Here is a 23,589-nt window from a genome sequence, read left to right on the forward strand (position 1 = left end):
TGTGGTGGTGGCGCGCGATTGCCACCGCCGCCACCACCACCACCGCCGCGTTGCTGCTGGCCGCGGCGCAGGATCGGTTCCGGCTTCGCATCCGGATCGGGCTCGAAGCCCGCAATCACTTGCTGCGGGATCTCGCGCTTGATCAGCCGCTCGATGTCGCGCAGCAGCTGTTTCTCGTCCACGCACACGAGCGACACCGCTTCGCCGGTCGCACCCGCACGGCCCGTGCGGCCGATCCGGTGCACGTAGTCTTCCGGCACGTTCGGCAGGTCGAAGTTGACGACGTGCGGCAGCTGGTCGATGTCGATCCCGCGCGCGGCGATGTCGGTCGCGACGAGCACCTGCAGCGTGTTGTTCTTGAACTCCGACAGCGCACGCGTGCGCGCCGACTGGCTCTTGTTGCCGTGGATCGCCATCGCGCTGATGCCGTCCTTCGTCAGCTGTTCGGCGAGCCGGTTCGCGCCGTGCTTCGTGCGCGTGAACACGAGCACCTGGAACCAGTTGTGTTCGCGGATCAGGTGCGTGAGCAGCTCGCGCTTGCGGTCGCGGTCGACCGGGTGGATCTTCTGCGCGACCGTTTCGGCGGTCGTGTTGCGGCGTGCGACCTCGATCAGCGCGGGCGAGTCGAGCAGGTTGTCGGCGAGCGCCTTGATCTCGTCGGAGAAGGTCGCCGAGAACAGCAGGTTCTGGCGGCGCGGCGGCAGCTTCGCGAGCACGCGCTTGATGTCGTGGATGAAGCCCATGTCGAGCATCCGGTCGGCTTCGTCGAGCACGAGGATGTCGAGGTTCGTCAGGTCGATCGTCTTCTGCTGCATGTGATCGAGCAGGCGGCCGGGCGTCGCGACGACGATGTCGACGCCGCGCTTCAGCGCATCGATCTGCGGATTGATGCTGACGCCGCCGAACATCACGGTCGAGCGCAGCTTCAGGTACTTGCTGTACGCGCGCACGCTTTCCTCGACCTGCGCGGCGAGCTCGCGCGTCGGCGTGAGGATCAGCGCACGCACCGCGCGCTTCGCGCCGTGGTGTTCCGCGTAGAACGTGTGCAGGCGCTGCAGGATCGGCAGCGTGAAGCCGGCGGTCTTGCCGGTGCCGGTCTGCGCGCCGGCGAGCAGGTCGCCGCCGCCGAGCACGGCGGGGATCGCCTGTTGCTGGATCGGGGTAGGCGATGTGTAGCCAAGCTCGTTGACCGCCTTGACGAGCGGTTCGGCCAGGCCGAGAGATTCGAAAGACATAGACACGACTCTTGAGTTTTATGGTCGGCGACGCGTCGCGCGGCCGGCGCGGGGATAGCGTCGCAAAACAACAAAAAAGAAAAGGGCGCGGCCGCGGTTTCCCGCAGCCGCGCCCCGTTTGAGTTACGCGTCGCTTAGTCGAGCGGAGCGGAACGCAGGTCGCTCACCTGTTGCGGCGAGATCGGCGAACCGTTGTTGCCCCACGACATGCGGATGTACGTGACGACCGCCGCAACTTCCTGGTTCGACAGCGACTGTGCGAACGGCGGCATCCCGTACGGACGCGGATTCTTGAACGTGCTCGGCGGATAGCCACCGTTCAGCACCATGCGAATCGGGTTGACGGCCGATTCCATCGTGATCGAGTGGTTCTCTGCGAGCGGCGGATAGGCCGGCGGCTTGCCCTGGCCGCTGGCCGCGTGGCAGGTCGCGCAGTTGTCCGCGTAGATCTTCTTGCCTTGATCGAACAGCGCGTTGCCGAACTGCTTCGACGGCTCGTACTGCATGTTCTTCGGCGCTTCAGCCTTCTGCGGGATCGACTTCAGGTACGTCGACATCGCGCGCGTATCTTCGTCGTTCATGTACTGAAGGCTGTTGTGGACCACGTCCGCCATCGGGCCGAACACCGCGCCCTTGTGCGACACGCCGGCCTGCAGCAGGTCCGACAGCTCCTGCACGTGCCAGTCGCCGAGGCCGAGTTCCTTGTCGTTCGTCAGCGACGGCGCGTACCAGTTCTGCAGCGGGATCAGGCCGCCGGCGAAGGCCGACGCGTTCACCGGGCCGCCCATCATGTTGATCGACGTGTGGCACATCGAGCAGTGGCCGAGGCCTTCGACGAGGTACGCACCGCGGTTCCACTCGACCGACTTGGTCGGATCCGGCTTGTACTCGCCTTCCTTGAAGAACAGCGTGCGCCAGCCGATCAGCAGGTTACGGTTGTTGAACGGGAACTTCAGTTCGTGCGGGCGGCTCGGCACCGATACCGGCGCGACCGAGCGCAGGTAAGCGTAGATCGCGTCCGAATCCGCGCGCGTGACCTTCGTGTAGCTCGCGAACGGGAAGCCCGGGTAGAGCAGGCTGCCGTCCTTCGAGCGACCGGTGTGCATCGCGCGGTAGAAGTCGTCCGACGTCCACTTGCCGATGCCGTTCTGGTCGTCCGGCGTGATGTTCGGCGTGTACATCGTGCCGAACGGCGTCGCCATCGGCAGGCCGCCCGCGAACGACTTGCCGCCGCGCACGGTGTGGCACGCGATACAGTCGCCGACGCGCGCGAGGTATTCGCCTTTCTTGATCAGCGCGGCCTGGTCGGCCGGCGTGGCCGCGACGGCAGCGTTGCCGTGCAGCGTGTCGTTGCCCGGCCACAGGACGGGCACGAGGGCCGCTGCCGCGACGATCGCGACAGCCGAGAGTGCAAACAGGGACTTGCGTTTCATTTCGTGTGTCTCCCTTGCCTTATTGCGGTTCGCTGCCGCAGGCGAGCGGAGTCTTCATCGAGCGGGCCGGAGCCGGCACGGGGTTGGCGGGCGCCGGTTGGGCGGCGAGCCATGCCGTCACGGCGGTCACGTCTTCGTCGGAAAGCTTCGCGGCGATATCGTGCATGCAGTCCGGCGCCTTTGCGTGGCGGTTGCCGGAACGCCATGCGCCGAGCTGCGCGCTCAGGTAGTCGGCGTGCAGGCCGACGAGACCCGGGATCGCAGGCTGCATGCCGGTCAGCGTCGCGCCGTGGCAGGCCACGCAGGCCGGCAGCTTGCGGGACGCGTCGCCCTGCGTGACGAGCTGCTTGCCGCGCGCCAGCGTCGCGGCCGGCAGCGTCGGCTTCGCTGGCGTCGGGTACGGCGGGCGCTCGGCCGAGAAGTGCTCGGCGATCTCGCGCAGGTAGTCGTCGTTCAGGTACGTCAGCAGATAGTTCATCGGCGGGTACTTGCGCCGGCCGTCACGGAAGTTGACGAGCTGGTTGTACAGGTACTCGGCCGGCTTGCCGGCAAGACGCGGGAAGTAGTCGTTGTCCGTGCCCTGGCCATGCACGCCATGGCAGGCCGTACAGCCGCGCACGCGCTCGGCCATGGTATCGGGTGCCTTGAGCGGCGCCTGCTGGGCCTGGGCTTGCTCCGTGGGCTTGGTCTGCGCTTGGGCAGTGCTCATGAGACCCGCGCCGCCGATCATCAGAACGGCGAGCAGCGGACGGAAGAAGCGTCTTGAAGACACACGAGACTCCATGATTATTCGTCGGGGACCTGTCCGGGCTACGATCGGCTCGGCTTGCATGAAGGCAGGACAGCCGGGCTGCTGCGACGCGGCATTCTATCATCGATGGGTAATGACGGCTATTTGACAAATGGACATAGGTTCATGCCTGTATCCGACTTGCGACAATTTGACGCGCATGCCGCGCGGCCGTCGTGAACCGGCGTGCGTTTTGTCCATCGAAGACCGTACACTCGCGGGTCGCGCGGCGCCGCCTCCGCCGCAGATCGTGTCATTCTCTTGTTTCCGGATTCACCGATGACGTTTTCTACCGTGCCTTTGCCCGCTTCTCACTGTCCTCACTATCCGTTCCATTGCCGTGCTGCCGCTGGCCAGCTGTGCCGCGCAGGCCGTTCCGGAGGGCGTGCGCGATGAAGATCGACAGCTTGTGGATCGGGCAGGTGGCGCTCGCCGCGCTGATGGACGCCGCGTTCGCGATGGCGGTCGGCTCGGCGCTGCTCAAGGGCTGGCTCGCGAAGGATGGCGCGCGGGCCGTCGTCGCGCCGTCGCATCCGGCATGGCTGCGCGCGCAACATTCGCTCGCGGCGGCGGCCGCGGCGCTCGTGCTCGCCGATCTCGGCTGGCTCGTCTATGAAGCCGCGACGATGAGCGGCGCAGGGTTCGCGGGCGCGTTCGGTGCGATCCCGACCGTGCTCACGCAGACTCATGTCGGGTTCGCGTGGTGTGTCGCGTTCGGCGGCGCAGTGCTGCTCGGCGTCGTTGCGCTGCTGAGGCCGGACGGCCCGCTCGCGTATGCGGTGCTGTGGCTCGCGGTGATCGTCGTCGCGGCGGGCAAGGCGTCGCTCGGGCACGCGGCCGACATGGGGCCGCTGTCGGCGGCGGTCGGCGTGCAGACGGTGCACCTGCTCGTCACCGCGGTGTGGGGCGGCCTCGTGCTGGCGGGCGGGCTCGCGGTGCTGCCCGCGCTCGGCTCGTCGGTCGCGCGCGGCGCGCTGATCCGCATCGGGCAGCGACTGTCGCGGCTGTCGATCGTCGCGGTCGTGTTCGTGCTCGCGACCGGCGCGCTCAATGCAGTGCGCGGACTCGGCGGCTCGCTCGCGCCGCTCGACGGCAGCACCTGGGGCCGCGTGCTGATGCTGAAGCTGATGCTCGTCGCGCTCGCGCTGGTGCTCGGCGGACTGAACCGCTTCTCCGCGCTGCCGCGCCTGCGCCGCACCGCGTCGACCGAGGATGCGCACACGTTCCGCAACATTCTGCATCTCGAGGCGCTGACGATGATCGGCGTGGTCGTCGCGGCCGCGGTGCTGTCATTCAGCGTGCCGGGCTTCGCCGCGCTCGGCTGATTCAGCTGTGGCCGGGGTGGCCGGCGCCGGCGCTCACCACTCGGCGACGCTGCCGTCCGCGTGACGCCAGACGGGGTTGCGCCAGCGATGGCCCGTCTTCGCCATCTCGCGCACCTTCTCCTCGTTGACGTCGATCCCGAGGCCCGGGCCTTGCGGGATCGACACGAACCCGTCCTCGTAGCGGAACACCTCGGGATTGCGCAGGTAGTCGAGCAGGTCGTTGCCCTGGTTGTAGTGGATCCCGAGGCTCTGTTCCTGGATGAACGCGTTGTAGCTGACCGCGTCGAGCTGCAGGCACGCGGCGAGCGCGATCGGCCCGAGCGGGCAGTGCAGCGCGAGCGCGACGTCATAGCTCTCCGCGAGCGTCGCGATCTTCCGGCACTCGGTGATGCCGCCCGCGTGCGACGCGTCCGGCTGGATGATGTCGACGTAGCCGCCCGCGAGGATGTGCTTGAAATCCCAGCGCGAATAGAGCCGCTCGCCGAGCGCGATCGGCGTGTCGGTCTGGTTCACGATGTCGCGCAGCGCCTCGGCGTTTTCCGACAGTACGGGCTCCTCGATGAACATCAGCCGGTACGGATCGAGCTCCTTCGCGAGCACCTTCGCCATCGGTTTGTGCACGCGGCCGTGGAAGTCGACGCCGATGCCGACGTGCGGGCCGACCGCGTCGCGCACCGCCGCGACGTTCGCAATCACCTGCTCGACCTTGTCGTACGTGTCGACGATCTGCAGCTCCTCGGAGCCATTCATCTTGACGGCCTTGAAGCCGCGCTCGACGACCGCGCGCGCATTGTTCGCGACGTCGCTCGGCCGGTCGCCGCCGATCCATGAATACACCTTGATGCGATCGCGCACCTGGCCGCCGAGCAATGCGTGCACGGGCACGCCGTGATGCTTGCCCAGGATGTCCCACAACGCCTGGTCGATGCCCGCGATCGCGCTCATCGTGATCGGGCCGCCGCGGTAGAAGCCCGCGCGGTACATCACCTGCCAGTGATCCTCGATCAGGCGCGGATCCTTGCCGACGAGGTAGTCGGCTAGCTCGTGCACGGCGGCCTCGACCGTGTGCGCGCGGCCCTCGACGATCGGCTCGCCCCAGCCGACCAGCCCCGCGTCGGTCTCGATCTTGAGGAACAGCCAGCGCGGCGGGACGACGAAGGTTTCGAGGCGGGTGATCTTCATGGTGCATGTCTCCAGACGGAAAGCCTGACGGCAATCCTAGCGGATTCGATTAAAAAATAGTATTAATAGCACTATTGTGCAGATAGTGGGCAGCAGCGCAGCAGCACAGTGACGCCCGGCTGCCCGCATTCCGGGAGAAAGACCATTCAACACGACCTGCATGGACAAACGGCGTTCCGGCTCGCGACCGCGATCCTGCGCGGCGACTATCCGCCCGAATCGCTGCTGCCGCGCGAACCCGACCTGATCGAGATGTTCGGCGTGAGCCGCACGGTGCTGCGCGAGGCGCTGCGCACGCTGACGTCGAAAGGGCTCGTCGAATCGCGGCCGAAGGTCGGCACGCGGGTGCGGCCGCGCCGCGCGTGGAACCTGCTCGATGCGGACCTGCTCGACTGGTATGCGCGTGTCGCGCCGCCGCTGATGTTCGCGCTGAAGCTGCAGGAGATGCGTGAGATGGTCGAACCGCACGCGGCCGCGCTCGCCGCGCGCGCACACACGCCGCAGACGTTCGACGCAATCGCCGCGGCGGCACGCGCGATGACCGACGCGCGCAATGTCGACGAATGGGTGCGCGCGGACCTCCGGTTCCACCTGAGCGTGCTGGAGGCGGGCGGCAACGAGCTGCTGGTGCCGCTCGGCGCGCTGATCGATCGCACGCTCGAGGCGCAGCTGCATCTGAATGCGCGCCGCGCAGACGTGTTCAACGCGTCGCTCGCCGAGCATCTGGCCGTGTGCGACGCGATTCGCGCGCGCGATGCGGACGGCGCGCGCCGCGCGATGGCCGCATTGCTCGCGGTCACGCGTGCGCGGATCGAGTCGACCTGACCGCGCGACCCGAGCGGGCGTTGCGGGGCGGTCGGCGGCACGCTACTGTAAGCGTATCGGTGCATTTTGACCCACGCCCGCCGATGCGGCACCGCAGCGAGCGGGCTACCGGAGACGACCATGCTTTACCGAGGAAGCTGTCACTGCGGCGACGTGCAGTTCGAGGTGGAAGGCGAATTGACGGGCGTGATGGCGTGCAACTGTTCGATCTGCCGGCGCAAGGCCGCGCTGATGTGGTTCGTGCCGCGTACGAACCTGTACCTGATGACGCCGGAAGAGAACCTCGCCACGTACACTTTCAACAAGCACGCGATCCAGCATCGCTTCTGCAAGCGCTGCGGCATCCATCCGTTCGGCGAGGGCACCGATCCGAAGGGTAACCGGATGGCGGCGATCAACGTGCGCTGTCTCGACGACGTCGACCTCGACGCGCTGCCCGTCACGCATTACGACGGACGCTCGCATTGACGGCACGCGCCGCGGGAGCGCGCGGGCGGCAGGCAAACGCCGCCGCGCGAGAAACGCATGCGGCATGCCGTCCGGATCATGATGGATGCGCTTCGCCCGCTGCCGGCGCGGTGGTTTCGGCCTGCGGGCCGACCGCGGCCGGCCGCTCGATCAGCGGCGCGAGCGCGGGCGCCATCGATTTCAGCAACTGCACGGCCATCGCGCTCGTGAAGTCGTAGCGCGCCGCGTACGGTTCGTGCGCGGTGGCGGTCAGTACGCCGAAGAAGCGGTCGCCGAGCACGAACACGAACGTGCCGCTGCGGTTCACCTTGCGCGACTCGATCAGCCGCGCGCCGCGTGCGTACACATTGAAGCGCTGGTCGCCGGTACCCGTCTTGCCGTATACCTCGAGCGTCTTGCCGTCGGGCAGCGTCATGCCGTCGGCGAGCCGCTTGCCGGTGCCGGTGAGCACGACGTCACGCAGCAGCCGGTGCGCGACGTTGACGATTTCCGGCGACAGCGTCGGCTGCGGCTGCGCGGCCGCGCGCACGAAGCGCGTCTCGTACGGCGTGCCCTTCGCGAAATCGAGCCGCGTGATCGTCTCGGTCGGCGCCTTGTCGCCGCCGTTCGCGATCAGGCCGATCAGCTTCGCGAGCGCGTCCGGCTGGTCGCCCGATGCGCCGATCGCGGCCGCGTACGACGGCGTGACTTCCGCGAACGGATAGCCGAGCGCGCGCCACGACTTCGTGATCGCCCCATACGCGCGCACCTCGACCATGCGGCGGATGCGCCGGTCCTGCGTGCCGTGATAGCGCGTCTTGTACAGCCACGAGTACGTGTAGAAGCGCGCGTCGTGGCTGGCCCGTTCCACTTCGTCGAGCTTTGCGTCCGGATGCGCGCGCAGGTAGTTGAGCGTCCACAACGCGAGCGGGTGCACGCTCGCGATATAGCCGCGGTCGTTCAGGTTGAAGCGGTCGATCGCGTACTTCGCATAGAGCGCCGCGAGATCGTCGTCGGCCAGCGTGGCGGCCGGCGTGCCCTTCAGTTGCGCGCGCATCTGCGCGTCGAACCACGCGAGCGATTCGTGCGGCGCGACGCTGCGCAGCACGGTCGCGATCTTCGGCGGCGACTTGCGCACGTCCTTCAGCATCAGCGCGAGCGCGTCGTCCGCGGGCTTGCCTGCATAGCGCGTGTAGAAGCGCTTCACGTAGACCTTGCTTTCGCCGTCGACGAACTGCTGCAGGTAGTGCTTGCGCTGCTCGGGATCGTCGAGCCACGACGACGACGGGCCGGACGTCTGGATCATCTCGTAGTGGACGATGTCGCGCATCAGCCGCACGAACACGAGGTTGACCGAATGCGCGAACGCCTGATGCAGCGTCAGGATGCGATGGTTGTCGGATTTCTCGAAGTTGCTGAACACTTGCGCGCCGCCGCCCGTATAGAACACGTCGGGGCTCGCCGAATACTTGCGCTCGACCGCCGCATCGAGCATCGATTGCAGCGAGCGGTCCTGCGTATGCGACAGGTAGTCGAGCGCCCACAGCGTCAGCCCGTCCATCGGGTCGGGCTTCACGCGCGCGAGTTCGGCCTTCGACAGCGCGCCGTAGCGCGCATGCAGGTCGGAGACGATCTGCAGGTACGTGACGAGCGTGCGGAGCTTTGCGGTCGAACCGAGGTTGATGCGCCCGCCGCGGTTCACGTCGAATGGCTCGTTCACGCTGTCGGTCTGCACGCGCAGCACGTTCGCGCCGTTGCGCCGCTCGTACAGCGTGAAGCTGTAGGTCAGGTGCGACGGATCGTCCTTCGGCGCGAGCATCTCGAAGCCGTACAGGCCCGCGGCCTGCGCGCCGGCGCGCGTCGACGCGTCGGCAAGCCGTTCGGCGACGGCCTGCTGCACGCTGTTGTCGAGCGTGCTGGTCGCCTGCAGGTCGAGCTGGTCGAGCTGGTACAGGTCGCTGATGCCGAGCGCGGAGAGCAGCGACGCGCGCGCGGACGTCACGGCCTTGCGCGAGATGAACGACTGCACGTGCGCGGCTGCGGGCGGTTTCGCGCGGTCGATCTGCGCGGCGAGCGACGCATCGCGCAGCGCGGGCGAGATCACGCCGCCGTTCGCGAGCAGTCGCAAGTAGCTGTCGGTCAGCCGCTGCAGCACCGGGTAGCCGCCGTTGAGGAAATACGACGGCGCGCGCTGCGCGATCATCAGCGACAGCACCTCGCGGAACGCGACGCCCTGTTCGTCGACGTTCTCGGCTGTCGTCGGCGCGGCGAGCAGGCGGTTCACGTCGTTGAAGTCGCGGCCGTACCACGCGGCGAGACCGTCGCCGATGCCCGTGATTTCGCCGATGTGCGGCCGCGCGGCGAGCGGCACCGAATTCAGATAGTGGACGACGATTTCGCGCCGCGCGGGCATCGTCTGCGGGCCGTTCAGGTACGCGAGCACGGACGCCGACGCGATCTGCCGCAGCTTCTCGGGCGGCGTCGCGGTGCGGCCGTCGGGCGAGTGGCGGAATTTCTCGATCTGCGTCGCGAGCGTGCTGCCGCCGGGCCGCGCCTGATGACGGTTGATCAGGTGCAGGCCCTGGTCGGCGATCGCGCGGCTGAAGCGGCCCCAGTCGATCGCCGGGTTACGGTTCGGCTGGTTCGGGTCGAGCAGGTAGCGATCCTCGATGAACAGCAGCGAATCCGTGACGACGGGCGGGATCGCGTCGAAGTCACGATAGACGCGCTGCGGGAACGTGGTCGCGAACAGCGGCGCGCCGGTCGAATCGAACAGCATCAGGCCCGTCTGGTCTTTCTCTTCGTATGGAAGGAACAGCCCGTGGTCGGCGAGCGACAGCATCCGTTCGGAATCGCGCGCCTGTTTGCTGACGACGAAGCCGCGCGCGAGGAGCCGCTGCTGGAATGAAGGGATCATCGCGTAGCCGAACCGCTGGTCGTACGGGCCTTCGGCCGGAAAGCGGATATGGTCGCTCGCGCCCGATTCGACCGTATAGCCGATATCGCGGGTCAGTTCCGACAAATAGCGGGCCTGCAGCCGTGAGGTCTCGATTTCGACCTGCACGAGCCGTACGACGATCGCGATCGCGATCAGCAGCACGGCGACCAGCGACCATTTGATCCACGTCCAGACCGATGCGGCACCGGTCACACGCGGCAGGTTTCGATTCAGCGGCCGATTCATGGCGGCGTCTCCCTGCTGGGGGGCGGGCTCCGGCCGCACCCCATTAAGGATTAGTGTAGTCCTCCACCGCGTGCTGCCAAGGGCGGTTCAACACGAAGATGCAGCCACGCAACGCGCGTTTTCCCGTGTGGCGCGCGATGCTCGAACGCGCACGGCATGCCTGCACCGGCGTGGCGCATGCGCCGCACATTTCGTACCCGTGACGGGCATGTCCGGGCGGTTGCATTCGAAATAGTCATAGTGGCGGGTGCGCCGGAATCGGCAGCGTGCCGGGTGTGTCGGTCGCCTGTCGCGATGCGCGAGCAAATCGTGCCGGATCATGGGGCTGCGTTGGTGCATCACGGCGGCGATTCAGGCGGTTTTGCGCAGTGCTTGGGCATGCCGGCGAGCGTGCTGTTCGATTCGAGCCCGCAGCGGATGCCGGGTATCGCGATTCGTCATGCAAAAGAAGTCGCGTGCCGCACGTCGATCGTATTCGTGGCGCCGATCGCGGGCGCGACGAATGTGTCCTGCCGATGCGCGCGCAATCGGAATCGTGATGCGAGCCGCGTCGTCGACGACGGCTACGCAAATGTCATGGCGGGGACATACCGGGGCATGCCGGGGTCATGCCCCGCGCGCGGCTGGCGGAACGTGGCCGCTGCGGGTAGGATCGCCGAAGGTTGCCGTGCCGTTCGGTTGAAGTGCCATTCACTCCTGCCCGGTGTTCCATGCACATGAACCACATCGCACTCGTCTGCACCGCGATTCTCGGGCTGCTGCTGTTCGGGCTCGGGCTCGCTGTCTCGATCGCGCGCTTTCGCGCAACCACCGGGTCCGGCTGCGCCGAGGATCCGACGAATCCGCTGCACAAGCTCGTGCGCGCACACGGCAACACGGCCGAATACGCGCCGTTTCTTGCGCTGCTGTTTCTCTACTTCGGTGCGCACGAGCCGTCGCGCGCGATCCTGTCGCTGATCGTCGCGGCGACCGCCTGCCGGTGCCTGCTCGTGGCCGGCCTGCTCGTATGGCCGACGATGGCGAGACCGAATCCCGCGCGCTTCGTCGGCGCGCTCGGCACGTACCTGTGCGGCGCGGCGCTGTGTATTGCGCTCGTCGCGTGAGCGGCGTGCGTCACGCGGGCTGCATCGCATCGGCTCGGGACTGCGCGCAGATGCCTGATGTCTGAACGCCGAACTTCGAACTCCGGCCCCGTGGCCGCGTTTGCGGTCAGGCCGGAATGTCGGGCTCGCTGCCCCACACGATCGACGCGACGCGATGCGGCTTCGCGACGCCCGCGCGATTCGCGACCAGGAACGGCGACCCGACCGACACGCTGTCGGTCGAGCGGTAGACGAGGCGGTCGCCGTCGATGGTGCCGACGTAGCGGCCGTCGCGGCCGAACACCTTGCGTCCGCTGATGCGGCCCACGGCCTGGCCAGACCGGCTGAATACGATCCTGCCGCCGACCTGAAGCGGCTTGCCTTCCTTCGTGTAGAGATTCATGTCTGTGTCCCGTGTGATCGGATGCGCGACAGTCTAGCAAGATCAGGGGACTGCGATATTGTCCGATTCCGCCATCTCGACGCGCGTGGATCGGCACGTGAAATGGCGGTCCGCGGCGCTCGCGGCTAGACGCTGCCTTCCGTTTCGACGACCAGAATGCGCGCTTCGCCGATCGGGTGCGCGACGTGCGCGGTGCCGGCCGGCGCATGGAACACGTCGCCCGTCTCGAGCAGCACCGAACGTTCGACGTCCGCTTCGCGGTAGCGCATCTCGACACGGCCGTCGAGCACGGCGAACACTTCGTCGCCGTCGTTGACGTGCCATCGGTACGGCTGGTCGGTCCAGTGCAGGCGGACCGTGATGCCGTGCAGGTTGGCGATGTCCAGCGCGCCCCACGGGCGATCCGCGGTGAACGCGGTGCTGCGGATGATCTTCATGGTCTGCATCCGATCAAAGGGGTTCGACGGCGGCGCGGGTCGTGCACGGTGCGTTCGCCGATGCATGTCACGAACAGGATGCGGCGCTCACCGGTTCGCGGCGGCGACCACCTGCTCGATCGCATGACGGCGCCGCGCGAAGCCGGCCGCCGATTGTTCCGTCACTCGCTTCACGATCCGCTCCGGCGCGGTGTCGGGCGAGCCCGAATCGAACGGCGGCGCGGGCGCGTATTCGAGCTCGAGCTGGATCGCCTGGGCTTCGTCGTCGCCCGCCAGTTCCGCGGCGATCGTCAGCGCGAAGTCGATGCCGGCCGTCACGCCGCCGCCGGTGATCAGGTTGCCGTCGCGCACGACGCGCGCATGGACCGGTATCGCGCCGAGCGGCTCGAGCAGCGCATGGAACGCCCAGTGCGTCGTCGCGCGGCGGCCGTGCAGCAGCCCGGCCGCGCCGAGCAACAGCGCGCCGGTGCAGACCGACGTCACGTAACGGGCAGCGGCCGAGCGTTCCCGCACGAACGCAACGGTCTCCGGATCCAGCAGCAGGTCGGTGATCCCGCTGCCGCCCGGAATGCAGATGACGTCGAGCGGCGGGCAATCAGCGAACGTGCGGCTCGGCGTCAGCAGCAGCCCGCTGCTCGAAGCGACCGGCTCGCGGGTCTTCCAGACCAGATGCACGGCCACGTCCGGCAGCGACGCGAGCACGTCGTGCGGGCCGGTCAGATCGAGTTGTTGAACGCCTGGAAACACGAGAAAGCCGATTTGCAGAGACATGCGAATACCTCGACAGGATGGTGAGCGCCGTGGCCGGCGAGCAATGGACAGATCGATTCTAGGCGGGTAGTGTTTGGCGAAATTGCCATATCGCCCACGTTTTCAGCCAAACGACATGTCTGCCGAACCCCGTTCTATCCTGGTGCTGGCGTTTCCCGGCGCGCAATTGCTCGATGTGTCCGGACCGCTGCAGGTGTTTGCGTCCGTCAACGAACTCGCGCTGGAGCGCGGGCGGGCCGCGCCGTATGCGCCGCGCGTCGTGGCCGCTGACGCGGGCCCGGTCGCGACGTCGTCGGGCCTCGTCGTGATCGCCGATTCGCTGCGCGCGGCCGGGCGGCGTCCCGATACGGTGATCGTCGCCGGCGGCAAGGGCGTGCACGCGGCGTCGCGGGATGCGCGGCTGGTCCGCTGGGTCCGGAAGCAGGCCGAACAGGCGCGGCGCATCGCGTCGGTCTGCACCGGCGCGTTCCTGCTGGCCGAGGCGGGCCTGCTCGACGGCCGCCGCGCGGTCACGCACTGGACGCGCTGCGACGAGCTCGCGTCGCGCTATCCGAACGTCCGCGTGGAAGCCGATCCGATCTTCATTCGCGAGGGCGCGTTGTGGACGTCGGCCGGCGTGACCGCGGGAATCGATCTCGCGCTCGCGCTCGTCGAAGAGGATCTCGGGCGCGCGATCGCGCTCGACGTTGCACGCGAACTCGTCGTGTTCCTGAAGCGTCCCGGCGGGCAGGCGCAATTCAGTGCGGCGCTGTCGATGCAGCGCACGGACGACCGCTTCGGCGAACTGCATGCGTGGATCGCCGAGCATCTGCGCGCGGATCTGTCGGTGCCGGCGCTCGCCGAGCGCGTGCGGATGAGCGAGCGCAGCTTTGTGCGTCACTATCGCGCCGAAACCGGCCGCACGCCCGCGCGTGCCGTCGAGCAGATCCGGATCGAGACCGCGCAGCGCCTGCTCGGCGAGACATCGTGGCCGGTCAAGCGGATTGCCGATCGCTGCGGGTTCGGCTCCGAGGAGACGCTGCGGCGCAGCTTCGTACGGGTGCTTGGCGTATCACCGCAGGGGTATCGGGAACGGTTTGCCGATTGAGCGTGCACGATTGAGCGGGGCGCGCACTGGCGGAACAGCGCATGGTCGCCGGCTGGACGATTCGGCGTCGTTTTCGAGTGCGAAGCGTTCGACTGTTCGGCGATATCGAACAATGGAGTGGGGCTTGTGTCGCGTCGTCCGCGCGCTCTATCCTGTCCTGTTGGCGATTCGAAGGGGGATAGCATGGACCGGATCCAGGCAATGCAAGTTTTTACCCGCGTGGTCGACGCGAACAGCTTCACGCGCGCCGCGGATACGCTCGGAATGCCGCGCGCGTCGGTGACGACCATCATCCAGAATCTCGAGGCGCTGCTCGGCGTGCGGCTGATGCACCGGACGACGCGGCGTCTGTCGCTGACGCCGGAAGGCGCTGCGTACTACGAACATTGCGTGAAGATCATCACGGAGATCGCGGAAGCCGACGCGAGCTTCCAGACGGGCAACCGCAAGCCGAGCGGCCTGCTGCGGGTCCACATGCCGAATGCGATCGGGCGGCGGCTCGTGATTCCCGCATTGCCCGTGTTCCGGCAGCGCTATCCGGACATCACGCTCGACCTCGGGTTGTCGGACCGCCCGGTGGATCCGATCGAGGAGGGCATTGATTGCATGATCCGCGTCGGGCCGCTCGAGGATTCGTCGATGGTCGCGCGGCGGATCGGGATGCTGCGGCGTGTGACCTGCGCGTCGCCCGATTACCTGAAGTGTCACGGCGATCCGCACGAGATCGACGAGCTCGTCAATCACTACGCGGTGAACTTCCGTGCGAGCCACGGCGCGCGGCCAATACCGTGGGTGTTCGTGATCGACGGCAAGCCGGTCGAGGTCCGGATGAACGCGAGCATCACGGTCAACGATTCGGATGCCTATGTGACGTGCGGCCTCGAAGGGTTCGGGATCATCCAGCCGACGCTGTTCATGGTGCTGCCGCACCTGCTCGACGGCTCGTTGCTGGAGGTGCTGCCGGGCTTGAGCCCGAAGCCCAAGCCGATCTCGATCGTCTATCCGCACAACCGGCATCTGTCCGCGAAGGTACGCGTGTTCGCCGACTGGATCGCGGAGCTGTTCGAGGCGACGCCGGCGATGGAGGGCGGGGAGGACTGGCGCCGCAGGTTGCACGCGCGTGCGAGCGACGTGAGTCGCGGGTCGGTGGCGGCGTAGCGCGGATTCGGTTCGGGATTTCTATAGCAGATCAAGATCAACGATCTACCGGGCTTTCGCATTGGTGCCGAATCAGGAACTCGTGCCCTGTTTGCGCTGCGCCAAGTAAATTTCATTACAAATCAAAGGGCTACGCTCAATTTTCGTTGTGCCGAAGCGTCCGGGTTTTGGTGGGCCAACTGTACGAACAGTCCCCGAATACGACTGGCGGCTCAATTGTCTGGCGAAAAGATTGCTTCTGTGTTAATCAACGGTTTCCGGGGAATCCTGAGAGAAAACTACATGAAGCGAAATCATTTGAAGGTGGGTGATAGGTCGTCGGCGGGTGGAACCGCGATCGACGGAATACCGAACTGCGCGCACTATGGCGGCGAGTTGACCTTCATTGGTGGGCAAGTGACCTGTCCTGCATGTCATTCAACAGGACGAATCGCGGCCAAGGGTCCGAGATGGCCGGCAAAAATGATGGGAAAGGAGCCGGCATTAGAAGGTGACATTTGCATTTGCAAATGTAGTCCGCCACCCACCATGATTGCATCGCAAGACAATATGTTCCAAATCTTTGAAGCTGATGCGCTTCAAAGTATGGGATTTTCTTCAAACGGCAATACGCTTGAACACGAATCTTCGACGTACGATCAACATTTCCGAATTATCAATAGCGATGGTGAGCCCGTCGAAGGCTTGCCGTATCTCGTAAAATCATCTGACGGATCGGTTATAAAAGGTGTTACTTCAAGCAACGGCACCACAGATTTGATGTCTGCCGATGCTGCTCATCAGGTGGATTTCCTTCTGCACATTAAACGAGGTGAATAATGCAGTTGGCTAGTGGGGTGATGACACCCAAAAACGAACGGAAGCCGATTACCCTTCAGTGCAAGGTGTATTGGATTCATACCAACTTGTGGGACGACGCTTTCATTGCTAAGTATCATGCTGACGCGCCCACTCTAGCAAAAGAAATTGCCTCCAGAAAAGTGAATATGAGCAATTTGAGTGCAGGGCAGAAAGGGGGCGAGGCGAATAGATTTACGTGCGAGGATTTCGTATTTGAAGTGTTGATAGAGTTTTCTGCAAGAAATAAACTTTCGCTCAAAATTGTCACGGAATCGGCCACATTTAAAAATATCGATAAAGATTACAAATCGGGCAATAAAACATCGGAGCCAACGCCGGAAGGTTTTGCGCTCGATGTCGCTTATGCAACAGGTGCAAAAGACGTTTTGACAAATTCACTGGCGGTTGCCGATAAGGATCTCTTGCCCGGCGATATTTTTGTTGAATTCAATGGGGGCCATGCGCAATTGGTTACGGCGGTGGAGTCAAATAAGATCACCATTATGCAAGGTAATTTCCCTGGCCCGGGTGAAACACCACGGAGAAAATTTTGGAGTGGTGTCGAGTTAGGCTTTTTGTTTAGAAAAACCAGCGACTACAACCGAGAAAGCGACAATTATCTTGGCGTACCTGTTCAGGAAGCTATCTACGAGCAACGGAATGGGGCGTGGTTGTACCAAAGGCAATATGGCAACTATCGGGAATGGGATGCTGGCGTTTGGAAGTCTCAAGAAAAGCATCGCCGATGGAATTTTATGGAATTTAATAAAATCGATCTCCTGTAAATTATGCGAAACGCAAAATTAATTGCCAGTTTAACGCTTGCTAGTGTGGTCGTGAGCTTTCTGGCGTCGGGTATGCCCAAACTATCGATCTTGCTGAACTGGCACACATTGGGTTTGGGTGTGTCGTTGAGGCCAATCACATATCATTGGGCTAATCATTGGGATAGGTCGCTTGATGAGGCACATTTGTTCGCCAGTCGATTTTATGTGTATCTGATTGCGTGCATTGGGTTAATTGCTGCCTGGGTATCCCGAAAATTGGACGGTCGGATTTTCGACGTCGTGTTGACTGCGCTAAGTTTTGGGTTGTTGATGATTTTTGTTAATGCTCAATATCAGGCTTACTACACATTCGGATAAGCTATGATCATCAAATTGGCTAAAGGTTTTTTGTATTTTCTGTTAGTGGTTGGTGCAGCGATTGTGGGCGATACAGTTATCGAGGCTGAGAGTTATTCGAAGCTGCTGAGCTACGATTACATGAGTTTTGTTGATGGTTTGCGTAGTGGGGCAGCCAATGATTTTTATACGGCTATAGCGGTATGTTTAATCAGTTCAACTATTCTAGGACGCTTCTTTGGGAGCGGGATTATGCGTGCCGTCTCGTCTATTCTATTTGTGTTCATCTCGATTAGTTTGGTATACGCATTACTTCACTTACGTATTGGTGTGCGTCCGTATTGAGAAGGGATTGGACGGATTTGGATAAGGATGAGGATATCGAATGGCAGCCGAAAGAGTAAAAACTGAATACATCGCGCCGTTGTCGCTATGGCTGGCGTTGTTGCATTAATCGGACGGGCACCCGGCCGGCTGACGTTTACGCACAACAGCAGGTTCGGCGCCCCTGTTAACAATTCGGGTTCCTGCGTAGATTCTCGATTTTTGGCTTCGAGAAAATGCGCAGGGACAAGGGCAAGACGAGCGAGCCGAAGGCCCGCTACCGCGTCAGGAACTGGCCGGCCTACAACGCCGGCCTGATCAATCGAGGTGACGTCACGATGTGGATCGATGAAGCCGCTCTTGCGGGCATAGCCGACGCCGAGCCAACGCGCGGCCGGCCGCGTCTGTACAGCGATGCGCTGATCCAGGCGCTGCTGGGCATCAAGACCGTGTTCCACCTGCCGCTGCGCGCGCTGGCTTTCGCCACCTTGCCGGTGCCGAACTACACGACGCTCTGCCGACGTGCGCAAACGCTTGAGGTCCAACTGCCGATCGTCGGCGACGGCGCACCGATTCATCTGGTGGTCGACAGCACCGGTGTGAAGGTCTACGGCGAGGGCGAATGGGAGAAGGACAGCGGCTACCATCGGCGCTCGCTCGCTCGCTCGCTCGCTCGCTCGCTCGCTCGCTCGCGGAGAACGCGATGTATCGCTTCAAGACGCTCACGGGTAACGGCTTGTGGGCACGACGCACCGAATCGCAGGCAACCGAGGTTGTCATCCGCGTAGGCGTGCTGAACCGCATGGCGGACCTCGCACGTCCGCAATCTGTTCGCATTGCCTGACATCGTAAACATGGGAGTCACTTCGTCTTTACACTCGATTTGTGCAACAACGCCGGTGGAGAAAGCGATGAAGCTGGGCGTGCCGGATGCATACGACAGGATGGGTACTTACCATCAAAACAACTTGATCAAAGGGGGAGATGCCACCACCGCATATGCGTTTTTCCAGCGTGCGGCAGACATGGGAAGTCCTTCCGCGCAGACCTTTCTGGGTTTCAAGATCAGCGGAAGCTACGACAGTCCGGACGGCGAGTTCTGGGGAAATTCGACCATCGGCATGCAGATGTTGCAATGTGCGTTTGCCCAAGGCTATGGTGATGCAGCGTATGAATTGGGAAGCTTGTATAAGGGGACGACGGCTGAGTCGAAACTTCGGGCTCTCAATGTCTTGCACCAAGGCGTAAAGCTGGGGTGTGCGAAATGCGCGAAAGATCTGGCATCGGAATTTCGCGGGTTTGACTTGACCAGTGGGAACAATCTTGTCGGCCATATCGACAGGGCGCGCGCTGAGCGCTATTTCAAGCTGGATCTGATCCCGTTGAGAGCATGGAGCGTATGAAATATAAAGAAAATTTTATCGCCGCATTGATAATGCTACTTCTAACGCCGTCTATGTCCTTTGCAGATGGTATCAATGGGGAGAGGATTTTTTTGAAGAGATGCGCTATGTGCCACGGAGCTGATATTAAAGGCACGGGGCCATTGGCTAGTAAAAGCACCCCTCCAACGCCTGATCTCACAACGCCTGCGTTCAAGAAACGCCTGCTCGATTATCCGGGCGTCATTGTCTCATCCGTAATACTCCGTCCAAACGGGGATTTAATTCCGAAAACATTGCGACAAAATGGTGTAAAACTACCCGCGTTCACATGGACAGTTAAGGATTTTCGCGATCTAAATGAGTATATGGTTGGTGTGATCTCAAAAACCAATTGACCGCATCGCTGCGCAATTTTCCGAAATCATCCAAAAATTCAGAGCATCGCTGTCAATTGGACGGACGGGGTTGGTCAGCGCGCTTTGCATGACTGATGCGGCGAGCTTAGTCGGCGGCACCGAGCGAGCAGCGTTGTTCCTGGTGTCCGTCAGCAGCGCGAAACGCGGTCGGGCGAGACCGCGCCAGCGGCCACTTTCCGGAGTTCGCGTTCAGCATCACGCTTCGTGCGAAACGTGTTGGCGGCTGTCGGCCAACCAACGTGTCGGATGGTCGCTTTCCAGGTGCTAGAGGGGGTTTTTGTCAGTGCCGCCATGGTGCTCCTTCGCTGAGGTCTGCACCGCGTATTGCACCGAAATTGCACCGCGAGAGGATCGTAAAAGAAATCGGCTCGTAGCGAACCAGCTGGGCCCAAACTGAAAAAGCCCGGTAGATCAAAGATCTACCGGGCTTTCGCATTTGGTGGCGAATCAGGGACTCGAACCCCGGACCTGCGGATTATGATTCCGTCGCTCTAACCGACTGAGCTAATTCGCCGAAGAAGTGCAATTATGAAGAAACCCATTCGGGGTGTCAACACCTTTTTTCATATTTCTTGAAAAAAGGTGCCGGGGCCTCGCTCCGGTTCGGCCGGGCGGGGCGCGGCGTCGACCGCCGCCCGGCATCCGCTACTTCAGGCTACGTCAGTCCTGCGCGTAGATATTCGAGTCCTTCGTCTCCTTGACGAACAGCAGCCCGATCACGAACGTGGCCAGCGCGATCACGATCGGATACCACAGCCCCGAGTAGATATTCCCCTGCGCCGCGACGATCGCGAACGCGGTCGCCGGCAGGAAGCCGCCGAACCAGCCATTGCCGATGTGATAGGGCAGCGACATCGACGTGTAGCGGATCCGCGTCGGGAACATCTCGACCAGCATCGCGGCGATCGGGCCGTAGACCATCGTCACGTAGATCACGAGGATCGTCAGGATCACGATCGTCATCGGCCAGTTCAGCTGCGCCGGATCGGCCTTCGCCGGATAGCCGGCCGACTTCAGCGTCGTGGCGAGCGTCTTGTCGAACGCGGCACCCTTCGCCTTCGCGTCGGCCGCCTTGCCGTCATACGCGTCGATCACGGTGTCGCCGACCTTGATCTGCGCGGCCGTGCCGGCCGGCGCCGCGACGTTCTCGTAGTTCAGGCCGGCCTTCGCGAGCGCGCTCTTCGCGATGTCGCACGAATCGGTGAACTTCGACGTGCCGACCGGGTTGAACTGGAACGCGCAGGTGGCCGGATCGGCGATGACCGTGATCGGTGCCTTCTGCGTCGCGATCTCGAGCTGCGGGTTCGCGTAGTGCGTGAGCGCCTTGAACAGCGGGAAGTAGGTCAGTGCGGCGATCAGGCAGCCCGCGAGAATGATCGGCTTGCGGCCGATCTTGTCCGACAGCGAGCCGAAGAACAGGAAGAACGGCGTGCCGATCAGCAGTGCGATCGCGATCAGGATGTTCGCGCTCGCGCCGTCGACCTTCAGCGTCTGCGTGAGGAAGAACAGCGCATAGAACTGGCCCGTGTACCAGACGACGGCCTGGCCGGCCGTCAGGCCGACGAGCGCGAGGATCACGATCTTCAGGTTCTTCCACTGGCCGAACGCTTCGGTCAGCGGCGCCTTCGACGTCTTGCCCTCGGCCTTGATGCGCAGGAACACCGGCGATTCGTTCAGCTGCATCCGGATCCACACCGACACCGCGAGCAGCAGGATCGACGCGACGAACGGCACGCGCCAGCCCCAGGTGCCGAACGCTTCCTCGCCGATGAAGGTGCGCACGCCGAGGATCACGAGCAGCGACAGGAACAGGCCGAGCGTCGCGGTCGTCTGGATCCACGCGGTGTAGAAGCCGCGGCGATGCGCCGGCGCATGCTCGGCGACATAGGTCGCCGCGCCGCCGTATTCGCCGCCGAGCGCGAGGCCCTGCAGCAGCCGCATCGCGATGAAGATCACCGGCGCTGCGATGCCGATCGACGCGTAGCCGGGCAGGAAGCCGACCACGAACGTCGAGATGCCCATGATCACGATCGTCACGAGGAACGTGTGCTTGCGGCCGACGAGATCGCCGAGCCGGCCGAACACGATCGCGCCGAACGGACGCACCGCGAAGCCGGCCGCGAAGCCGAGCAGCGTGAAGATGAACGCGGCCGTCGGGTTGACGCCGGAGAAGAAGCTCTTGCTGATGTAGGCCGCGAGGGATCCGGCCAGGTAGAAGTCGTACCACTCGAACACGGTTCCGAGCGACGATGCGAAGATCACCTTCCTCTCTTCGCCCGTCATCGGCGCGTGCGCAATTTGCCCGCCTAACGTTGCCATGAATCGTCTCCAAGTCTCTTGATATAGGTGTTGGGTCGCCCTGGAAGGCGAGCCTGTCGACGATTATTGGCAGGCAAACTTACGGCGCACTGACTCGCCGGCGCAAATCGATTCCTCGTTAACCCGTGGCGAACGGCCATCTTTGTGTCGCGTTCGTCCGCAAAGCGGCGCGCAAATTCGCGCGATCAGCGCCGCTGCGGCACGATGCTGCGGTGCACGTCAGGGTTACTCCGGGGACGGTTCGTGTAAGGGAAGGGTCACGCGCACGAGCGTGCCCGCGAGACGCGGCATCGCCTGATAGACGTGATCGTCGAGCGTCAGCGTGCCGCCGTGCTGCGCGACGATCTCGCGCACGATCGCGAGCCCGAGGCCGCTGCCGTCGCCTTCGCGGCCGAGGATCCGGTAGAAGCGCTCGAGCACGCGTTCGCGTTCGGCGGCCGGGATGCCGGGCCCGGTGTCCTCGACTTCGACGCGCGCAAGCCGCGCTGCCCGGTCCGCCTGCACGCGCACGGTGATGCGGCCGCCTTCGGGCGTATAGCGGATCGCGTTGTCGATCAGGTTGCCGAGCATCTCGCGCAGCATCAGCGGATTGCCGTCGACGTCGAGCGGCGCGTCGTCGTCGGGGCCTTCGTAGCCGAGGTCCATCCGCTTCGCGAGCGCGGCCTGCACCCAGTCGCGCACCGCGCGCCGCGCGAGCGTCGCGATCTCGACCGGCTCGAACGTCAGCCCGCTCGCCCGGTTCTCGGCGCGTGCGAGCGCGAGCAGCTGCGTGACGAGCCGCGCGGCCTGCTCGGAACTCGTCGCGATCTGCTCGAGCGAGCGCTGCACGTCCGCGGACACGTCGTGGCGCAGCGCGAACTCGGCCTGCGTGCGCAGCCCGGCGAGCGGCGTCTTCATCTGGTGCGCGGCGTCGGCGATGAAGCGCTTCTGCAGCGCCATGTTCTGCTCGAGGCGCGCGAGCAGGTCGTTGAACGACGTGACGAGCGGCTCGATCTCCGGCGGCGCGCGCTGCGCCTCGACGGGCGACAGATCATCGGGACGCCGCGCGCGGATGTGCGCCTGCAGCGCGTTGAGCGGCGCGAGCCCGCGCGACAGCCCGAACCACACGAGCAGGATCGCGAGCGGCAGGATCACGAACTGCGGCAGGATCACGCCCTTGATGATGTCGTTCGCGAGCGCGTTGCGCTTGTCGAGCGTCTCGCCGACCTGCACGAGCACCGGCAGCGTGCCGCCCACCTGCGGCAGCGCGACGGTCGTATAGGCGACGCGCACGTCGTTGCCGCGCAGCAGGTCGTCGCGGAACACGACGACGCCCGGCGGCGGGCGGTCCTCGTCGCGCGGCAGCGGCAGGTCGGCCTCGCCCGCGACCAGCTCGCCGCGCGTGCCGAGCACCTGGAAATAAACGCTGTCGACGTTGTCCGCGCGCAGGAAGTCGCGCGTCGCCTGCGGCAGCGTCAGCTCGGCGACGCCGTTGACGGGATGGATCTGCCGCGCGAGCACGTACGCGTTGGTTTCGAGCGCCCGGTCGAACGGACCGTTCGCGATCGTCTTCGCGACGAGGTACGTGACGGCGATGCTCATCGGCCACAGCAGCAGCAGCGGGGCGAGCATCCAGTCGAGGATCTCGCCGAACAGCGAACGCGGGCGCGCGGATTCGGGGGCTTCTTCCGCTTCGTCGGGCGGCGCGAACGGGTTCGCATAACGCGCGTCGCGCGCGTCGTCGGCGGCCGACGACGGCTCGCCGGTCGGATGGCGGGAGTGGGCCGGCGTGGCCATCGCAGCGACGGCCGCGCGTCAGCGCAGCGGTGTGCCGGCGGCCGCG

At 64.3% G+C, this 23,589-nt stretch carries 21 protein-coding genes, 1 tRNA gene and 3 pseudogenes; 13 read left to right on the forward strand and 12 right to left on the reverse strand.

The window, feature by feature from the left end:
* The 3 genes from G3N94_RS28710 to G3N94_RS28720 form a co-directional block, all read right to left on the reverse strand.
* A partial coding sequence (locus tag G3N94_RS28710) for a DEAD/DEAH box helicase (RefSeq protein ID WP_205796097.1) occupies positions 1-1,235 on the reverse strand: 1,235 nt, incomplete at its 3' end.
* A 134-nt stretch (positions 1,236-1,369) separates the two neighbouring features.
* Positions 1,370-2,668 (reverse strand): cytochrome c, encoded by a 1,299-nt coding sequence (locus G3N94_RS28715; RefSeq protein ID WP_205796099.1) that lies wholly within the window; start codon positions 2,666-2,668, stop codon positions 1,370-1,372.
* Positions 2,669-2,687: 19 nt separating this feature from the next.
* On the reverse strand, positions 2,688-3,452 hold the full coding sequence (locus G3N94_RS28720) for a c-type cytochrome (RefSeq protein WP_205796101.1): 765 nt from the start codon (positions 3,450-3,452) through the stop codon (positions 2,688-2,690).
* A gap of 398 nt (positions 3,453-3,850) precedes the next feature.
* Here G3N94_RS28720 and G3N94_RS28725 point away from each other — a divergent pair, with 398 nt between their 5' ends.
* Positions 3,851-4,783: a CopD family protein gene (locus G3N94_RS28725; protein WP_205796103.1), complete on the forward strand. Its 933-nt coding sequence runs from the start codon at positions 3,851-3,853 to the stop codon at positions 4,781-4,783.
* Positions 4,784-4,816: 33 nt separating this feature from the next.
* On the opposite strand, the gene dgoD is transcribed toward G3N94_RS28725, so the two are convergent.
* Positions 4,817-5,965: a galactonate dehydratase gene (dgoD, locus tag G3N94_RS28730; RefSeq protein ID WP_205796105.1), complete on the reverse strand. Its 1,149-nt coding sequence runs from the start codon at positions 5,963-5,965 to the stop codon at positions 4,817-4,819.
* A 108-nt stretch (positions 5,966-6,073) separates the two neighbouring features.
* On the opposite strand from dgoD, the gene G3N94_RS28735 reads away from it, so the two are divergent.
* Both G3N94_RS28735 and G3N94_RS28740 read left to right on the forward strand, forming a co-directional pair.
* Positions 6,074-6,790: an FCD domain-containing protein gene (locus tag G3N94_RS28735; RefSeq protein ID WP_346778741.1), complete on the forward strand. Its 717-nt coding sequence runs from the start codon at positions 6,074-6,076 to the stop codon at positions 6,788-6,790.
* A gap of 120 nt (positions 6,791-6,910) precedes the next feature.
* Positions 6,911-7,258, forward strand: coding sequence for a GFA family protein (locus G3N94_RS28740; protein ID WP_205796107.1), 348 nt, complete (start codon positions 6,911-6,913; stop codon positions 7,256-7,258).
* 76 nt (positions 7,259-7,334) lie between these two features.
* Here the strand turns inward: G3N94_RS28740 and G3N94_RS28745 are convergent, their stop codons facing one another.
* Positions 7,335-10,421 carry a transglycosylase domain-containing protein gene (locus tag G3N94_RS28745; RefSeq protein ID WP_205796117.1) on the reverse strand — a complete coding sequence of 1,029 codons (3,087 nt, stop codon included), beginning with the start codon at positions 10,419-10,421 and terminating at the stop codon, positions 7,335-7,337.
* 294 nt (positions 10,422-10,715) lie between these two features.
* On the opposite strand from G3N94_RS28745, the gene G3N94_RS28750 reads away from it, so the two are divergent.
* On the forward strand, positions 10,716-11,141 hold the full coding sequence (locus G3N94_RS28750) for a hypothetical protein (protein ID WP_205796119.1): 426 nt from the start codon (positions 10,716-10,718) through the stop codon (positions 11,139-11,141).
* Positions 11,138-11,524 (forward strand): MAPEG family protein, encoded by a 387-nt coding sequence (locus G3N94_RS28755; RefSeq protein WP_205796121.1) that lies wholly within the window; start codon positions 11,138-11,140, stop codon positions 11,522-11,524. The genes G3N94_RS28750 and G3N94_RS28755 overlap by 4 nt, the downstream gene beginning before the upstream one ends.
* A gap of 106 nt (positions 11,525-11,630) precedes the next feature.
* On the opposite strand, the gene G3N94_RS28760 is transcribed toward G3N94_RS28755, so the two are convergent.
* The 3 genes from G3N94_RS28760 to G3N94_RS28770 all read right to left on the reverse strand — a co-directional run bounded on the left by G3N94_RS28760 (position 11,631) and on the right by G3N94_RS28770 (position 13,114).
* On the reverse strand, positions 11,631-11,906 hold the full coding sequence (locus G3N94_RS28760; RefSeq protein ID WP_205796123.1) for a hypothetical protein: 276 nt from the start codon (positions 11,904-11,906) through the stop codon (positions 11,631-11,633).
* A 125-nt stretch (positions 11,907-12,031) separates the two neighbouring features.
* On the reverse strand, positions 12,032-12,343 hold the full coding sequence (locus G3N94_RS28765) for a cupin domain-containing protein (protein WP_205796125.1): 312 nt from the start codon (positions 12,341-12,343) through the stop codon (positions 12,032-12,034).
* Positions 12,344-12,430: 87 nt separating this feature from the next.
* Positions 12,431-13,114 (reverse strand): DJ-1/PfpI family protein, encoded by a 684-nt coding sequence (locus tag G3N94_RS28770; RefSeq protein ID WP_205796127.1) that lies wholly within the window; start codon positions 13,112-13,114, stop codon positions 12,431-12,433.
* 115 nt (positions 13,115-13,229) lie between these two features.
* Between G3N94_RS28770 and G3N94_RS28775 the strand changes: the two genes are divergently transcribed.
* The 8 genes and pseudogenes from G3N94_RS28775 (at position 13,230) to G3N94_RS28810 (ending at position 19,427) form a co-directional block, all read left to right on the forward strand.
* Positions 13,230-14,201 (forward strand): GlxA family transcriptional regulator, encoded by a 972-nt coding sequence (locus G3N94_RS28775; RefSeq protein ID WP_205796129.1) that lies wholly within the window; start codon positions 13,230-13,232, stop codon positions 14,199-14,201.
* Positions 14,202-14,384: 183 nt separating this feature from the next.
* Positions 14,385-15,359, forward strand: coding sequence for a LysR family transcriptional regulator (locus G3N94_RS28780; protein ID WP_205796131.1), 975 nt, complete (start codon positions 14,385-14,387; stop codon positions 15,357-15,359).
* Between the two features lie 282 nt (positions 15,360-15,641).
* On the forward strand, positions 15,642-16,178 hold the full coding sequence (locus tag G3N94_RS28785; RefSeq protein WP_205796133.1) for a PAAR domain-containing protein: 537 nt from the start codon (positions 15,642-15,644) through the stop codon (positions 16,176-16,178).
* Positions 16,178-16,984: a hypothetical protein gene (locus G3N94_RS28790; RefSeq protein WP_205796135.1), complete on the forward strand. Its 807-nt coding sequence runs from the start codon at positions 16,178-16,180 to the stop codon at positions 16,982-16,984. The genes G3N94_RS28785 and G3N94_RS28790 overlap by 1 nt, the downstream gene beginning before the upstream one ends.
* A 363-nt stretch (positions 16,985-17,347) precedes the next feature.
* Positions 17,348-17,668: a hypothetical protein gene (locus tag G3N94_RS28795; protein ID WP_205796137.1), complete on the forward strand. Its 321-nt coding sequence runs from the start codon at positions 17,348-17,350 to the stop codon at positions 17,666-17,668.
* 215 nt (positions 17,669-17,883) lie between these two features.
* Positions 17,884-18,491, forward strand: a pseudogene (locus G3N94_RS28800) (transposase).
* A 55-nt stretch (positions 18,492-18,546) separates the two neighbouring features.
* Positions 18,547-19,017: pseudogene (locus G3N94_RS28805) on the forward strand (sel1 repeat family protein); the annotation flags it as partial.
* 29 nt (positions 19,018-19,046) lie between these two features.
* Positions 19,047-19,427 carry a c-type cytochrome gene (locus G3N94_RS28810; protein WP_205796139.1) on the forward strand — a complete coding sequence of 127 codons (381 nt, stop codon included), beginning with the start codon at positions 19,047-19,049 and terminating at the stop codon, positions 19,425-19,427.
* Between the two features lie 209 nt (positions 19,428-19,636).
* On the opposite strand, the pseudogene G3N94_RS42670 reads toward G3N94_RS28810, so the two are convergent.
* From G3N94_RS42670 to G3N94_RS28825, 4 genes and pseudogenes are all read right to left on the reverse strand, one after another.
* Positions 19,637-19,741 (reverse strand): annotated as a pseudogene (locus G3N94_RS42670) (site-specific integrase); the annotation flags it as partial.
* 144 nt (positions 19,742-19,885) lie between these two features.
* Positions 19,886-19,962, reverse strand: a tRNA-Met gene (locus tag G3N94_RS28815).
* 146 nt (positions 19,963-20,108) lie between these two features.
* The gene (locus tag G3N94_RS28820; RefSeq protein WP_205796142.1) at positions 20,109-21,767 is read right to left on the reverse strand and encodes an MFS transporter; all 1,659 of its coding nucleotides are present in this window, start codon (positions 21,765-21,767) and stop codon (positions 20,109-20,111) included.
* A 225-nt stretch (positions 21,768-21,992) separates the two neighbouring features.
* Positions 21,993-23,543, reverse strand: coding sequence for a sensor histidine kinase (locus tag G3N94_RS28825; protein ID WP_205796144.1), 1,551 nt, complete (start codon positions 23,541-23,543; stop codon positions 21,993-21,995).
* Between the last annotated feature and the right edge of the window lie 46 nt (positions 23,544-23,589).

Origin of the sequence: Burkholderia sp. Ac-20353 (assembly GCF_017104785.1) — a bacterium.
Classification (GTDB): Bacteria; Pseudomonadota; Gammaproteobacteria; order Burkholderiales; family Burkholderiaceae; genus Burkholderia.

Bases quoted from the DNA above. Each gene is read 5' to 3' on its own strand.
- G3N94_RS28820 (WP_205796142.1), bottom strand. From the start codon at position 21,767: ATGGCAACGTTAGGCGGGCAAATTGCGCACGCGCCGATGACGGGCGAA.
- G3N94_RS28750 (WP_205796119.1), top strand. From the start codon at position 10,716: ATGCGCGAGCAAATCGTGCCGGATCATGGGGCTGCGTTGGTGCATCAC.
- G3N94_RS28715 (WP_205796099.1), bottom strand. From the start codon at position 2,668: ATGAAACGCAAGTCCCTGTTTGCACTCTCGGCTGTCGCGATCGTCGCG.
- G3N94_RS28810 (WP_205796139.1), top strand. From the start codon at position 19,047: ATGAAATATAAAGAAAATTTTATCGCCGCATTGATAATGCTACTTCTA.
- G3N94_RS28760 (WP_205796123.1), bottom strand. From the start codon at position 11,906: ATGAATCTCTACACGAAGGAAGGCAAGCCGCTTCAGGTCGGCGGCAGG.
- G3N94_RS28790 (WP_205796135.1), top strand. From the start codon at position 16,178: ATGCAGTTGGCTAGTGGGGTGATGACACCCAAAAACGAACGGAAGCCG.
- G3N94_RS28795 (WP_205796137.1), top strand. From the start codon at position 17,348: ATGATCATCAAATTGGCTAAAGGTTTTTTGTATTTTCTGTTAGTGGTT.
- G3N94_RS28720 (WP_205796101.1), bottom strand. From the start codon at position 3,452: ATGGAGTCTCGTGTGTCTTCAAGACGCTTCTTCCGTCCGCTGCTCGCC.
- G3N94_RS28765 (WP_205796125.1), bottom strand. From the start codon at position 12,343: ATGAAGATCATCCGCAGCACCGCGTTCACCGCGGATCGCCCGTGGGGC.
- G3N94_RS28725 (WP_205796103.1), top strand. From the start codon at position 3,851: ATGAAGATCGACAGCTTGTGGATCGGGCAGGTGGCGCTCGCCGCGCTG.
- G3N94_RS28770 (WP_205796127.1), bottom strand. From the start codon at position 13,114: ATGTCTCTGCAAATCGGCTTTCTCGTGTTTCCAGGCGTTCAACAACTC.
- G3N94_RS28780 (WP_205796131.1), top strand. From the start codon at position 14,385: ATGGACCGGATCCAGGCAATGCAAGTTTTTACCCGCGTGGTCGACGCG.
- G3N94_RS28785 (WP_205796133.1), top strand. From the start codon at position 15,642: ATGAAGCGAAATCATTTGAAGGTGGGTGATAGGTCGTCGGCGGGTGGA.
- G3N94_RS28745 (WP_205796117.1), bottom strand. From the start codon at position 10,421: ATGAATCGGCCGCTGAATCGAAACCTGCCGCGTGTGACCGGTGCCGCA.
- G3N94_RS28825 (WP_205796144.1), bottom strand. From the start codon at position 23,543: ATGGCCACGCCGGCCCACTCCCGCCATCCGACCGGCGAGCCGTCGTCG.
- G3N94_RS28740 (WP_205796107.1), top strand. From the start codon at position 6,911: ATGCTTTACCGAGGAAGCTGTCACTGCGGCGACGTGCAGTTCGAGGTG.
- G3N94_RS28755 (WP_205796121.1), top strand. From the start codon at position 11,138: ATGAACCACATCGCACTCGTCTGCACCGCGATTCTCGGGCTGCTGCTG.
- G3N94_RS28775 (WP_205796129.1), top strand. From the start codon at position 13,230: ATGTCTGCCGAACCCCGTTCTATCCTGGTGCTGGCGTTTCCCGGCGCG.
- dgoD (WP_205796105.1), bottom strand. From the start codon at position 5,965: ATGAAGATCACCCGCCTCGAAACCTTCGTCGTCCCGCCGCGCTGGCTG.